The organism is Nevskia soli (genome assembly GCF_903970205.1).
In the GTDB taxonomy this organism is placed as follows: Bacteria; Acidobacteriota; Terriglobia; order Bryobacterales; family Bryobacteraceae; genus Bog-113.
Genome location: NZ_CAJCHS010000086.1, coordinates 1 through 14,040 on the forward strand (window position 1 = coordinate 1; position 14,040 = coordinate 14,040).

Genomic DNA, 14,040 nt, shown 5'->3' on the forward strand with positions numbered 1-14,040 from the left:
GGTCCGACGTTCCGCGCGGAGAAATCGAAGACGCGGCGCCACCTCACCGAGTTCTGGATGGTCGAGCCGGAGATGGCCTACGCGGACCTGGAAGAGGTCAAGCGCGTCGCCGAAGAGATGCTGATCTTCATCGTCGGCCGCGTGTTGGAATCGAAGCGCGAAGAGTTGAAGACGCTGGAACGCGATGCGTCGAAGCTGGAGGCGGTCGCTTCGCCATTTCCGCGATTGAGCTACGACGAAGCCGTCAAGATCCTGCAGCAGCATGGTAGCGAAATCCAGTGGGGCAGCGATTTCGGCGGCGGCGACGAGACCATCCTGACCCAGCAGTTCGATCGGCCGATTCTGGTCGACCGCTATCCATCCGCGATCAAGGCCTTCTATATGGCGCCCGATCCCGACCGGCCGGAAGTCGCGCTCGGCGTCGATGTGCTCGCTCCCGAAGGTTACGGCGAGATCATCGGCGGCGGCCAGCGGATTCACGACGCCGGGCTTTTGATCCAGCGAATCGAAGAGCATCAGCTTCCCAAAGAAGCGTTCGACTGGTATCTGGATTTGCGCAAATACGGCAGCGTGCCGCATGGCGGATTCGGAATGGGCATTGAGCGCTGCGTCGCATGGATTTGCGGGTTGGAGCACGTGCGGGAGACCATCGCGTTCCCCCGCATGTTGTACAGGTTGCGGCCGTAGCTATGGGGAAGAAAACGCGCGTCGCGGTGGTGTACGGCGGCCGCAGCGGCGAGCATGAGGTTTCCCTGCGCTCGGCGGAGTCGGTGATCCGCGCAATGGACCCGGAGCGGTTCGAAGTTCGCCGTTTTCTCATCCACAAAGACGGCACTTGGGATCCGGGCCCGATCCTGCCGACTCCCGGCGCCCATCCGGACATCGACGTGATCTTCCCCGTCCTGCATGGGACCTTCGGTGAAGATGGAACCGTGCAGGGCCTGTTCGAGCTCGCGGATCTTCCCTATGTCGGCGCGGGCGTTCTGGCTTCATCCGTCTCGATGGACAAAGAGATGATGAAGCGCCTGTTCGCGGCGGCGAACCTGCCGGTGGCGGAGTGGGTGACCGTTTACCGCGGCGACACCGCCGCGAGCCGGGGCGTCGACTGGATAGAGGCCGCGCTGCCGTATCCGATGTTTGTGAAGCCCGCGAATCTTGGCTCGTCTGTCGGGATTTCGAAGGCGCACGATCGCGAAGAGTTGGTGAAGGCGCTCGCGCTTGCCGCGGAGTTCGACAGCAAGATCATCGTCGAAGAGACGATCGCCGGCCGCGAGTTGGAGATCGCCGTCCTCGGAAATCGGAATCCCACCGTATCGCTGCCCTGTGAGATCTTTCCGTCGCGCGAGTTTTACGATTACGAGGACAAATATCTGCTCGATCAGGCGCGATTCGATTTGCCCGCGAAGATGAGCGCCGAGATGTTGCAGCAGATGCAATCGCTTGCCGCGGCGTGCTACTCCGTCGTGGGTTGCACAGGCCTCGCGCGCGTCGACTTCCTGTTCGATAATCGGCGCAATCAGCTGTTTATCAACGAGATCAATACCATGCCCGGCTTTACCTCCATCAGCATGTATCCGAAGATGATGGAACAGATCGGAATCGCGTACCCGCAGCTGGTGGAGCGGCTGATCGAACTCGCGTTTGAGAGACATGCCGAGAAGAAGGCCACTCGTTTTTCGCTTTAGCGCCGCGCTGCTGCTCGCGGGCCTGTTGTTCGCGGGAGCTTCGTTCGCCGCAGACAAGCCCGACGCGCACTCCAACGCGGTGCCGCCTGATTCGGCCCCGGTCGATGAGCCCCTGATCCGCGAAATGAAGCGCATGGCCGACGTCTACGCGCTCGCTCAGGCATATGAAGCCGACCCGATTTCGCCGGATCAGGCCATCTATCAGGGTGCGATTCCGGCGTTGCTGCGCAGGCTCGACCCGCACTCGGTCTTCTTCGATCCCGGCCAGTTCGAACAGTTACAGCAGATGGAACGCTCCACCAGCAAGGGCTTCGGCACCATCGTGTCGGTGCTTCCGGGCCGCGTGATCGTGCTGCAGGTAACGCCGGGAACGCCTTCGGGCCGCTCGGGAATCGCGCCCGGCGATGAGATTCTCGCGGTCAATAACATCCGGCTGGATCGCCTTGAGCCCGAGCAGTTGATTCAACTGCTTACCGAGGCGAAACAGAAACCTGCCCAATTGTATGTGCGCCGGCAGGGAACACCGAACCTTCTCGAGTTCAAGCTCGTGCCCGAAGAGATGCAGACGAAGAGCGTGGATCGCGCTTACATGCTTGAGCCGGGTATCGGGTACGTGCGCGTGGTTAGTTTCGAACCGCGGACCGGCGCGCTGCTGCATGAAGAGATCGAGAAACTCGGCGGAGCGAAACTCAAAGGGCTCGTGATCGATCTGCGCGGCAATCCGGGCGGCGTGGTGACTGCCGCTTTGGAAACGTGCGCGCTGTTTCTGGAGCAGGGCCAGAAGATCCTAAGCGTTCGCGGACGCAAGACCGAACCGCAGGATCAGAAAGTTCCCTACGCCAATCAGCCGTACAAGTTCAAAGTGGCCGTGCTGGTGAATGAGAAGACGGCAAGCGCCTCCGAAATCGTAGCCGGAGCCCTACAAGACCATGACCGCGCTGCCATCGTTGGCGTGCCGACCTTTGGAAAAGGCTTGGTCCAGAGCGTATTTCCCCTAGCCGAGAAGACGGGAATGGCTTTGACCACCGCGCTCTACTATACGCCCAGCGGCCGCTCGATTCAGAAGCCGTTTCACGAAGGCGATTTCGCGCTCGCCGCGACTGCCGCGCATCCGAACCAGCAGACGGAGTTCCGGACCGACAACGGCCGCCTGGTTCGCGGAGGCGGGGGAATCACGCCGGACCAAATCGTCGAACCCGCCGGGAAGAACCGGTTGGAGATCGTGCTGGAAGGTTCCGGTGTCTTCTTAGCTTTCGCCACGGAGTACTCACGGGATCATAAGGTAGATGCGAACTTCGAAGTAACATCGTCGCTGCTCGATCAGTTCGAAGCATTTGCGGCAGCACGTAACATTCAACCAAGCATCGGCGAGTGGGCCGGTGTTCTTGATTTCGTTAGCATGCATCTGAAGGCGGAAATCTTCAATCAGACGCTGGGCGTGGAGAAAGGCGATGAGGTCGAAGCGCGTGCGGACCCGCAAGTCCGCGCCGCGCTCGAAGCTGTGCGTTGAAACGATACTTACGCAGTTCCGTGGTGCGAAACGCTCTTTCGCTCTACGGGATCCAGGCGGCCGGCTATATCCTGCCCTGGTTTACCTTCCCTTATCTACTGCGCGTGCTCGGAGCCGAGAAGTTCGGCGCGATCGCTTTTGCGCAAGCCTTCGTTACTTACTTTCAGGTCGTCACTGAGTACGGCTTTAACTTCACCGCCACGCGCGAGGTATCGATACATCGCGACGATCAAGAGAAGCTATCGCGCATCTTCTCGGCAACCATGGCCGCGAAAACACTTCTGATGCTGGGGAGTTTGTTCGTCATGAGCGCAGTCGTGACGACGGTGCCGATGTTCCGTGCGGATGCGGCACTGTATTTCGTCTCATTCCTGGTAGTCATTGCGAACGTTATTTTCCCGCAGTGGCTATTCCAGGGGATCGAGAAGATGGAGAACATCACTTACCGCGAAGTCGGCGCGCGCCTGCTCGGTCTGGCCCCCACGTTTCTGCTTGTGCGCGGCCCTGGCGATTATCTGATGGCCGCCGGAATTCAATCCGGAAGCCTGCTGCTGGCGGGTATCGCGGGGTACCTTGGATTCCGGCGCGCGACTACGGCCCGATTAGTGCCGGTAAGTTGGGCCGAAGTACAGCAAACGCTCGTGGAAGGCTGGCACGTTTTCATTTCGACGGCCGCGATTACTCTCTATACACGCAGTAACACGGTGGTTCTGGGATTAGTCGCATCCCGCGCGGATGTCGGCTATTTCAGCGCCGCACAACGTCTGGTAGATGCCGGAAAAGCGCTTGTCTTCCCATTGACGACGGCCATCTTCCCGCACATCAGCCGCATGTCCGCCGAGTCACCGGAACGCGCCGTGGCGTTTATCCGGCGGCATACGTGGAAGCTGACCGCGCCCTTCGCTTTCATCTCCGCGTTGTGGCTGTTCGGCGCGCCGCTGGTCGGCCGCATCTTATTCGGACCGAAATTCACGCCGAGCATACCGCTGCTGCAGGTGATGTCACCGATCCCGATGGTGGTTGCGATCGGTTCGATCTATGCAACTTACTACATGCTAGGAATGGGGTTTAAGAAGGAGTGGTCGCGACTCATACTTTCCGCGGGTGCGTTCAATTTCGTCGTCCTGGTTCCGCTGCTCCTATTGATGAAACCAGCCATGGCGGTCGCGATTACAAGCCTGGCTGTGGAGGTTTGGGTGATGGCCGGAGCTTGGATTTTTTACCGCGTGAAGCAGCGCGCTACGGTTCCGCTGGCAGCTCCCGTATAGCGCCGGCGCCTTCCGCCGGTCCGAACACGACGAGAAGAACGAGATCGACGGCTATCGAATGAAAGTGGTGCGGAGCGTGTGCCGGGACGAAGATGATGCTGCCGGGTTCAACCGGAAAATCCTCGTCAAGGATGCGAATCACCCCGCGGCCCTCGGTAACGTAGTAGACCTCATCCTCCGTGTGCGGCTCTTGCAGGTCAGGTTGACTAACCGCGAGGCGATAGACCCCACAGCTAAGGTCCGGCGTCCGGAAGAACTCAAAGTAAGCGCCATGCCCGGGGTCAGTCTGCGAGATATGGAAGAGTGACATCTGACAATCGGTACTCTCATCCTAACGCTAGCGCCGCCCATATATCGAACCCGGCCGATAATACTCAATACCGAGCCCGACCGAAAGGGAGGGTTACACGGGCTCGCGCTAACCGAAGTTCGTCACGAAACAGGGAAAGACTAGCCTAACCCATTATTCTGAGTTGATCAATGTCACGTCGCCAGTGCGGTTTCAGCACGGTAGGTCTGCACTACATCGCTGCTTTCGGCATCCCAGGGTCGAAAACGCCTAAGTACTCAGTTTCGTGACGAGCCCCGCGCTGAGTCTCCAGGATCGCGTGTCTGAGAACCATAAGTGCAGCATAAGTTAAAGTGATGCGCTGAGGTAGCGTCGTTGGGTGGTGCGAGACGTTGAACATGCCGGCCCGAAACTGGGTGTCGAACCTCTTACCAAGCGGCGTGTCTGTCGGAACCTAGTTTTGAGAAGCATAGCTGCCCGTCGATCTGCAGCAGCGATCTTTAGGCGCCACCCGGATGGCCGAAGCTACTGCGCTTCCTGGCGACGGCGCGCGCCATTAGTTCCTTCAAAGCCCGATCGGAAAGTGCGGCGGAGTCAAGAATCTCCACGTGCCGGTGGACTTTTCCAGTCCCCCGGAGAAGGCAGTCGGGATCGTCGAGCGTGGCTCCTTGCGCCACGCCGAGGTTGACGCCGTTCTTCTTCATTGAAATCACAAACACCAGACCTTTGTAACCGCGGTCGAACCCGTATCCCAATTCCTTGCGCCCGGTTGTCTCGATTGCGTCCGGGAAAACCTTGAGCACGGCGTCGCGCGAGGCGATGCAAAGCGACCTCGCCACAGAGCTAAACGGGGCTAGAAAACTAGCCAGTTCATCCGCCGTAAGTCGCTGGGATCCCGGCTTCAAAACCGCAAGTGCAGCGCAAGTTGAATAATGCGCTGAGGTAACGTCGTTGAAATCTGCCCGAACGTGGAATCCGTGATCGTAAGGTCGGGGTTCGAGAAGTTCGCGTGATTCAGGACGTTGAACATATCGGCCCGAAATTCGGTGTCGAACTTCTCGCCAATGTAGAAGTGCTTCGCGACGGCGAGGTCGAAGTCCACATAGCCTGGGCCGCGAAAGGCATTCCGGCCGAGCGTTCCGTAAGTGTATTGCCCGTTCAGGCCCGCCGCATTCGTGGAAGCAATACCATCTAACATAAGCAAACGCGAGTTGGAGAAATTGCCGGGGTTGAACCAGTAATTGCCCGAGCTTCCATTGATCGACTGGTAATTCTGCGGATTCAGAATCCCGACGCTCGAACCCACCAGGTCCGCGTGTACGATGCCCGCGTCGCCCGCCCCGGAGGGTCCGGGGTCGCTGGGAGTCGTATCCAAACCGGCAAATACATCGAGCGGGAATCCGGTGTGCCATTGCATTATTGGATACAGCGACCAGCCTTTGGTGAGCAGCTTGGGTCCGCCCTCCCACATTTTTTCGAAAGGCAGCTCCCAACCGCCCGAAACCGATAACGCGTTGCGAACATCGGCGTCGCCTGACGCATAAAACGCGTCGTGTTCGTAGTAAGGCACCAAAGAGTTCCGCTGCCGGAACCCGGATACATTATCCAGCTCGTGTCCCAGCGTATAGGAAACCTGCAGGAACGAATTCGAGAAGTAGGAACTGGGCGTCCCGCCGAAGCGCTTGGTCAAGGATGCCTGCAGCGCGTTGTAATTGGCGTCGCCTATGTTCTCGAAGGTATCCAGATAGCTGAAGTTCGTTACTGTCGTATTGAGTAACCGCGTGTTGGTCCCGAGAATGAACGGGTTCTGGTCGATGAGTCCGGTCAACTTATGCGCGGCATACCCTACGTAACTCAACTCCGCAACCACTGTGGATGCAAATTGGTGCTGCAGCGACATGTTGTACTGATAGACATAAGGGGTTCGCAAGTGCGGATCGACAAAGAAGACGGCGCTGCCGCCGAACGGCAGGAAGCCTGAATCAGCGAAATTGACATCGGACGCCGGTGGCCTCGAAGGGAACGGATTGATCGCTCCGGCGGCCGGAAACGTCTGACTGAGGGGGCTCTCCGGCTGACCGGAGTTCGGGTTAGGCGGGCTGAAGTAGATATCCGCGAAACTGGCGAAGGGAATCTGCCCGTTGAACTGAAGGTTGTCCTCGCCTTTCAATATGTCGTAGAACACGCCGAAACCTCCGCGCAGGCTGGTTTTGGAGTCACCGAATACATCCCAGGCGAAGCCGAATCGCGGGGCAAAGTCGTTCTTGTCGGGGAAGTTCGATCCTTTCGGCGCGCCGGGATCGCCGGGGAAAACGAGATCGGTCGGGGCATTTGGGAACCGCTGCGACTGATCACCGGGTATCAGCGAGAAAGTGCGGCCCTGTGTATCGAACTTAGGCTCGGCGTATTCGTAGCGCAAGCCTAACGTCAGAGTCAGGTTCTTAGTGACATGCCACTCATCCTGGCCATAGGCCGCGTATTGGTGGGAACGGATATTCGACGGCGCCCGGCCGTATTGCGTATATTCATCGGGATTGCCCATCAGGAAGTCAGCAAAATCCGTCCCGGAACCCACCGAAGTTCCCGGGCCGTAGAACGAGAAGATTCCGTCGACGATGAAGTCGTAAGTCGTGTTGTTTTGGTAAGGCGAGAAGTAGAATCCGAACTTCATCGAATGGCGGCCGCGGGTCCAGGACAGATTGTCGTAGAATGCGTAAGTGTTATCGATCAGCGCGGTCGGGCCCTGATAGCTGTATCCAATCGATAAGTTGCTTCCGTAGAAACCCAACAACGTGGGTCCGGTCGCCTGATCCGGCGTAACTCCGATACCGAGGACGGCCGGGGTCGCCGAGGCATTCGGGCCGAGCGGCTCGTCCTGCAGGTTATTGTGCCGTTGCGCCGTGATCCGGAATTCGTTCAAGAGACTCGGAGTGAACGTGTGCGTATAGGTGACACTCCCAAAATAGGTTGTGACATTTGTCGAATCCGAATAACCCGCGACGTTCGCGAACGGAAAGGGGTTGATCAGCGGATTAGCTTGCGAGGTGAAGGTTCCACTCACGATGTCGCGGTTCGTGACGTAGTAGTCCATTCTTCCGAGATACTCGTTGTAGTTATTCGTCGCGCTGGCTTCCGGAAATAAGTAACCGGTGGGCGAGGTGGGGATCAATCCGAGCTGGAAGTATTTCGCGGCAACAGGATCGATTGCGGCGGGGTCGATAATGGCCTGCGCCGCGAGAGCCGGGTTGGACTGGTAATACGGATTATTCTGCAGAAAGGCAACCACGTTCGGGTCCGGACCGCCGTTCACCGCCTGCGAGAAGTTGCCGGCGGCCTCAGCCGGAGTAAATGTGTTCACCTTGCCTGCTTGCGACAGTTGGGACTGCCGCTGACCCTCATAAGCGAAGAAGAAGAAAAGCTTGTCCTTGCCGTTCAATACTTTCGGGATGATGATGGGTCCGCCTACGGTGCCCCCGAACTGGTTGCGTTTCAGGATCGGCCGGGCCTGCCCCTGCTCGTTGTTGAAGAATAGGTTGGCGTCCAGGTCTTCATTGCGCAGGTAGTCGTATAAGGTTCCGTGCAGCTGATTCGTGCCGCTCTTGGTTACCACGCTGACGATGCCTCCGGCATTGCGGCCGTACTCCGCGCCGTAGTCGCTCTCAAGTACCCGGAATTCTGCGATTGCATCAGGATTGGGGTTGACCACGATTCCGTTACTCAGCAGGTTGTTATTGTTGCCGCCATCGAGCAGATATGTTACGGAGTCCGTCCTTTGTCCGCCAATGCTATAAGCGCCCGCTCCGCCATTGTCGGGATTACTGGCCGTCACGCCGGGTTGGGTAGCCAGCAGATCGAGCGTGTTCCGGCCATTCAATGGAAGCTCAAAGATCGCCTGCCCGCTAACCACGCCGCCGACGACCGCATTCGTGGTTTCGACCGTGCTGGCCACGCTCTCAACGGTGACGCTTTGGCTCATTGAGCCGAGCGAAAGCACTAAGTCCACGCGCAACGTCTGATTGATATCGAGCACTGCTTCCGGGCGGTTGATGGTCCGGCGGAATCCTGAGGCTTCCGCTGAAATCTCATAATGGCTGCCGATCGGGAGCTGCGGCACCTGGTAATGGCCCGACTTATCCGTTTTCGTCTCGCGCGCCGTCTGTGTCCCGAGATCGGTCACCACCACCTTCGCGCCGGCCACGGCAGCCCCGCTCGGGTCGGTTACATTGCCCGCGATCCTTCCCGTGGCGTCTTGGGCCCATAGCTGGGCCGTGAATGGAGCGGATATTAGAGCCGCGATAATCGGGGCTGCGCCCGCGCGGCGTTGGACGAGTCGAACAAGCGTTGAACGGCTAGTGTGCATCAGAACCCCCCAAGGACGGATCGCTGACGCGGCGATTCGTGAATGAATCTCAAGAGACTAACACAAATGGGAGTATGCTGTTTCGGTGCGGATCACGCGGCGCGGTTAGCTGAACGCCAACCCAGCCGCGTGGCACCTCTATATCGTCCAGGGCTTCACCGGAGAGAGCCTGATGCGTATGTTCTCCACGAATCCCAAAACGCAGGACAGAATTCGCCGGCTCGAAGCCATGCGTTAGTTCGAATCTTGCAGAATGAGGGTCTTTACCGGAGTACCGTCGCTCCAAACACCCATGTTGATCTGATTGGCGGAGCCGTGGCCTAGACCATAGGAACAATTGGTCCCTGTGAGTACACAGTCGAACAGACCGACGCTTAACTTCCAGGTAATGTTGTAGTCGCGGTTATCTACCCCGGAATCACTATCCTCAAGGCCGTTCGTATCCGGGAACCAGTGGTTACCGAGCTGCGCGGGCGAACCATGCGAGTCGGTGATTACCTCCAGAAAGTCGCGATTTGCGGCCGGAATCGCCGTTCCGATTGACGACCAGATCGACTGAGCCGTGGGTATGTCCGGGATATTTTCATCCGCGTCCGTCAGGACCACACTAATGGACGGACTAATCTGCGAGAGAGCTATCTGCAGCGTTCCTGTGTTCCCGAGACCGGGATTGAAGGCTGCGATCGCTCTTGGAACCGGAACTCCGGCCACGGGATTTGTAGTCAGCGACTGGGCTACCGCAAACGATTGATAAGCTCCCATCGAGTGGCCCGTGAATACGGTTTGCATTCCGAGCCCGTCGATCCTGGGTGGGATCAGACCGCCTTTGCCCGTTTTCAACCGCGAGAGCGCCGATTCCCATGCGCTTACGATGCTTTCCGAGAATTCAGGGGGCGATAGAGTGGCGTCATAAGTTGGAAAAACCACTGTATAGCCGTTGCGGACAATATGCTCGATCCAGTAAATGTAATTCGAAGGGCTGTCCCCAACCGTGTAGCCCTCCAGTCCAGCCAGGTATCCGTGCAGGAAGAGGACGACCGGCAGCGAGGCGGTCGCAGTCGACCCCACCGGCTCGAAGATATAATAGCTCGCGTATGGTTTTTCTTTACTGGGATTGACGTAATAAGCCCCGAACTGCTGATAAGAGGGGTAAGCGTAGGTGCTCCCGCCCGGCCCGCTACTCGGCTGAGGCGGCGGAGTCGGGGTTTGGGCCATCGCGCTGAGGGCAACGCCCAGCGTTAGAGACACCAAGGGTAAAGCTCGGCTGATGTACATAGTGACACTCCATAAAACGGGCGTGAATTCCCGGACAGCGCGTGCAAAGTTCGCACGATCGAGGCGAACTCAAGGGTAAGTAGTAAAGGAGGGGCGGTTCGAATGTGAAACCGTTTCGGTCTACACTTACGTCTCGGCTCTGTAACCCACTGAGTCTACAGAGCCGCGCGTGTCAGCAAGCGGTGTTTTCGGCTACGACGACGGGTTAGTAAGGCGCGTCGAACTGGTCAGGTACGCTGTCCCCGTTTTGGCAGTCCGACTGGAACTGAGTGACCGGGTCGGACACATAAAGCAGCGGTGTCACGGGCGTTCCGTCGCTCCAGTTACCCATGGTGATCTGCTGCGAATTGCCGTTACCGAAGGCGACATCGCACTGGAGGCCCTTGATGGCACAGTTTAGCGCCGAGACGCTCAGCTTCCAGCTCACGTTGTAATCGCGATCGTCAACACTAGTCGGTGGAGGCACCGTGTCCAGATTCGTGTCGGTTAGCGAGAAGTAGTGATTTCCCAGTTGCTGCGGAGTACCGCGCGCGTCGCTGATTACTTCAAGGAAGTTGCGCCCGTTGCCCGTGGTCGACGGGAGCACCCCCCAAATCTGAGACGCGGTACAGCGCCGCTTTGCCTTGTCCTCGTCACCGACAACGATGATCACCGCCGTGGTGGGAAGTATGGTTGACAGGTCGTAGGTCGGAATCTGTCCTTGTCCCGGCTCGATTGCGACGATCGCACGGAACGGAGGCAGCCCGCTCCCCGGCTGATCGGTCAGCGCGGCCAGCGCAAACGAGGTGAAGGCGCCGGCCGAGTGCCCGACAACCCCGGCCTCCATCACTCCGGATTGATCGACGGCAACCGGTATCATGTTCGGACTTGCGGCGATCCGGTTCAGAGCATCGGTCCAATCCGCTAGTTCGTGGTTGACGAACGTCGCAGCCGCTCCCTGGTCATAGAGCGGCCACACTACGGTGTAGCCCTTCTGCACCAGCTGGTTGATCCAGATTTGGTACGACTGCGGACTATCTGCCCCGTATCCATGCAGGAAGAGGACAGCGGGCGCGGATGCCGGAACGGGCCCCGAGGGCTGATAGATGTAGTAGCTGTCAGTCTGGTCCGACCCGAAGGAAACGGTGTAGGGCCCGTACGTCTGGATCACGCTAAAGGCGTAGTCAGCGCTTCCCGGTCCCCACGAGGGCTGAGGAGGCGCTGTCGGCGTTTGCGCGAAGGTGAAACTGGTGGCTGCAAGGACCACAGTTGTGATGGAAATGACGCGTTTGGTGTTCATGAAGGGGTAGTCCTTAAGTTGTCACGGGTATTACGGAAAAAGGATAGTAGCGGATAACGGGAAAGATTTCAATAGAACTTACATGAAATTCATTAGAATCTCGCGTCGGGCCGCAGCGCGGGTCAACGCGGGCCATCCTTGGATCTTCAAAAGCGACCTCATCGAAGTCGGCGATGCCCGCGGTGGGGAGGTCGTAACGGTAGTCTGCGGTCAAACGTTAGGAATCGCCCATTACAGTGACTCATCCCAGATCGCACTGCGAATACTCTCACAGAACATCGAAGAGGTTGGCGAAAAATTCTTTCTAAATCGGCTCCAAACCGCCTTCGACTTTCGAATGAGTACGTTTGCTTTACTTGGAGAACCCGCGTTAGATACTTACCGCTTGATCTACGCGGAGGCTGATTCACTACCGGGACTAATCGTCGATCGATATGGTAGCTACCTCGTCCTACAGGCTATGAATCAAGGCATGGAGCGCTGCACGAGCGATATCGTGGCTGGGCTCACCGGCCTATTCAAACCGGCGGGGATACTGGCGCGCAACGACTCGCCGGTCCGGACGCGAGAAGATTTGCCTCTGGAAAAGCGGGTCCTCAGCGGAACCATCCCGGACACGGTGGAAATCTTTGTGAACGGTTTCAAACTACGCGCGGATCTCACTCACGGAATGAAGACGGGGATTTTTCTCGATCAGCGGGAAAACTACGTCGCGGCGGCGCGGCACGGGCGCGGACGGGCTTTAGATTGTTTCACGTCGACGGGCGGATTCGCGCTGCATCTCGCAAAGCGGTGCGAGCGCGTGGACGCATTGGATTCCAGTGCGGCGGCCATCGAAACGGCCCGCGCCAACGCGGCCGCTAACGGGATCGCGAACATTGATTTCCGGGAGACTGACGTGTTTCAAGCCCTGGCCGGGTTTGCCGCGGGACACCGCCGGTTCGATACCATCGTGCTCGATCCGCCGGCTTTTGCGAAGAGCCGCTCGCATAAGGAAGCCGCCGCGCGCGCGTACAAAGACCTGAATCGGCGCGCATTGAACCTACTCTCCCCAGGCGGCATTCTGGTTACTTGTTCCTGCTCGCACCACGTGAGCGAAGCGGATTTCCTGGAGGCGGTGGCCGAAGCTTCCATCGAGACCGGCCGCAAGCTCCGGATTTTGGAACGCCGCACCCAGGCAAGCGATCACCCAATCTTACTTACCGTGCCCGAAACCATGTACTTGAAGTGCTTAGTGTTTCAAGATACCGGCTTGTAAGGCGGCAACCTGGGTATCCAGGTGATCGAGCGCCCTTTGCTTCAGCGCGCGGAACCGGGGATTGGAACTGGCTGCAATCTCGGCATGGATGCGGGTGCGCGACAATTCGAGCGCGTGCATCTGCTGTTCGAGATCGGTCACGGGAGCACGAGCGGCGGTGCGGTCGTCCGCAGCCTGCTGCTGCGATTCGATGGATTTACTCTCCCAACCGCGAGCCATCCTGAGTACATAATGGCAGATTCCGAGGGAGGTTGGGACTTCCCGTAAGTGCGCATGCTGAGGCCAGCCCAGTGGCGCTACAATCAGCCGTGCAGCGGTAGGGACCGCCAGGTCTGCCAGCCCGCGAGACTTTCAGAAGTGTTTGAGAGGGAATCCTTGGTGACTCGAATCGCTACTACTTTCGGCAGACTAGGTATTTGCGTTGCAGCGACTATGGCGCTGTCCGCTCAGACTGTCACCACACTGGCAAGCTTCGATCAAACGGACGGCTCCCAGCCTTGGGCAGGACTCGTTCAAGGCCTCGACGGAGACTTTTACGGGACCACGTCCGCCGGAGGCGCTGGTGGGGCCGGCACGGTCTTCAAGATATCCGCCGGTGGCGCGCTGACCACATTACACAGTTTCTGTACCGAAGCCGGGTGCCCCGACGGCAGTACGCCCTATGCAGGGGTCGTCCAAGCGACGGGTGGTGACTTCTACGGGACAACCTGGAATGGCGGCGCTAATTCAGCTGGAACGGTGTTCAAGATAACTTCTACCGGCGTACTAACGACGCTTTATAGCTTCTGCTCTCAACCTCTGTGCACCGACGGCGCGTACGCGTCCGCCGGGCTCGTCGAAGGTGAAAATGGCGATCTCTACGGCGCCACCTATGGAGGAGGCGTCTACGGCTCGGGCGCGATTTATCGAATTAGTCCGCGTGGCGCCTTTTCGCCGATCTATAGCTTCTGCGCACTAAGTGGCTGCCCCGATGGCCTGAATCCCTACGGCGGCCTCTTGCTGACCGCAAATGGCGATCTCTACGGCACGACCTTCTACGGTGGAACCGGCGCGGAAGGAGGCGGCACAGTGTTTCGGATAACACCTGCGGGTACTTTGACTACTCTTCATAGTTTC

12 protein-coding genes are annotated in these 14,040 nt (G+C 58.5%); 6 read left to right on the forward strand and 6 right to left on the reverse strand.

Annotated elements, in window-relative coordinates; genetic code table 11:
- The 4 genes from H1Y01_RS04310 to H1Y01_RS04325 form a co-directional block, all read left to right on the forward strand.
- A partial coding sequence (locus tag H1Y01_RS04310; protein WP_301331911.1) for an amino acid--tRNA ligase-related protein occupies window positions 1-687 on the forward strand: 687 nt, incomplete at its 5' end.
- A 2-nt stretch (window positions 688-689) separates the two neighbouring features.
- On the forward strand, window positions 690-1,685 hold the full coding sequence (locus H1Y01_RS04315) for a D-alanine--D-alanine ligase family protein (RefSeq protein WP_180539042.1): 996 nt from the start codon (window positions 690-692) through the stop codon (window positions 1,683-1,685).
- On the forward strand, window positions 1,651-3,195 hold the full coding sequence (locus H1Y01_RS04320; RefSeq protein WP_180539043.1) for a S41 family peptidase: 1,545 nt from the start codon (window positions 1,651-1,653) through the stop codon (window positions 3,193-3,195). The genes H1Y01_RS04315 and H1Y01_RS04320 overlap by 35 nt, the downstream gene beginning before the upstream one ends.
- Window positions 3,196-3,218: 23 nt before the next feature.
- Complete coding sequence (locus tag H1Y01_RS04325; protein WP_180539044.1) at window positions 3,219-4,463, forward strand: flippase; 1,245 nt, start codon at window positions 3,219-3,221, stop codon at window positions 4,461-4,463.
- On the opposite strand, the gene H1Y01_RS04330 is transcribed toward H1Y01_RS04325, so the two are convergent.
- The 5 genes from H1Y01_RS04330 to H1Y01_RS04350 all read right to left on the reverse strand — a co-directional run bounded on the left by H1Y01_RS04330 (window position 4,435) and on the right by H1Y01_RS04350 (window position 11,666).
- Window positions 4,435-4,773: a cupin domain-containing protein gene (locus H1Y01_RS04330; protein ID WP_180539045.1), complete on the reverse strand. Its 339-nt coding sequence runs from the start codon at window positions 4,771-4,773 to the stop codon at window positions 4,435-4,437. The two genes, H1Y01_RS04325 and H1Y01_RS04330, sit on opposite strands and share 29 nt — an antisense overlap.
- A gap of 479 nt (window positions 4,774-5,252) precedes the next feature.
- Window positions 5,253-5,657 (reverse strand): DUF1801 domain-containing protein, encoded by a 405-nt coding sequence (locus tag H1Y01_RS04335; RefSeq protein ID WP_219341257.1) that lies wholly within the window; start codon window positions 5,655-5,657, stop codon window positions 5,253-5,255.
- Window positions 5,654-9,112 (reverse strand): TonB-dependent receptor, encoded by a 3,459-nt coding sequence (locus H1Y01_RS04340; protein ID WP_180539047.1) that lies wholly within the window; start codon window positions 9,110-9,112, stop codon window positions 5,654-5,656. The genes H1Y01_RS04335 and H1Y01_RS04340 overlap by 4 nt, the downstream gene beginning before the upstream one ends.
- 234 nt (window positions 9,113-9,346) lie before the next feature.
- Window positions 9,347-10,387 carry a poly(ethylene terephthalate) hydrolase family protein gene (locus H1Y01_RS04345; protein ID WP_180539048.1) on the reverse strand — a complete coding sequence of 347 codons (1,041 nt, stop codon included), beginning with the start codon at window positions 10,385-10,387 and terminating at the stop codon, window positions 9,347-9,349.
- A 205-nt stretch (window positions 10,388-10,592) separates the two neighbouring features.
- Window positions 10,593-11,666 (reverse strand): alpha/beta hydrolase, encoded by a 1,074-nt coding sequence (locus H1Y01_RS04350; RefSeq protein ID WP_180539049.1) that lies wholly within the window; start codon window positions 11,664-11,666, stop codon window positions 10,593-10,595.
- Between the two features lie 82 nt (window positions 11,667-11,748).
- Here H1Y01_RS04350 and H1Y01_RS04355 point away from each other — a divergent pair, with 82 nt between their 5' ends.
- On the forward strand, window positions 11,749-12,924 hold the full coding sequence (locus H1Y01_RS04355; RefSeq protein ID WP_180539050.1) for a class I SAM-dependent rRNA methyltransferase: 1,176 nt from the start codon (window positions 11,749-11,751) through the stop codon (window positions 12,922-12,924).
- Here H1Y01_RS04355 and H1Y01_RS04360 read toward each other — a convergent pair.
- A complete protein-coding gene (locus H1Y01_RS04360; protein WP_180539051.1) occupies window positions 12,898-13,143 on the reverse strand; it encodes a hypothetical protein in 246 nt (81 codons plus the stop codon). The two genes, H1Y01_RS04355 and H1Y01_RS04360, sit on opposite strands and share 27 nt — an antisense overlap.
- A 213-nt stretch (window positions 13,144-13,356) precedes the next feature.
- Here H1Y01_RS04360 and H1Y01_RS04365 point away from each other — a divergent pair.
- Window positions 13,357-14,040: choice-of-anchor tandem repeat GloVer-containing protein (locus tag H1Y01_RS04365; RefSeq protein WP_367399763.1), on the forward strand; the 684-nt coding region annotated here is incomplete at its 3' end.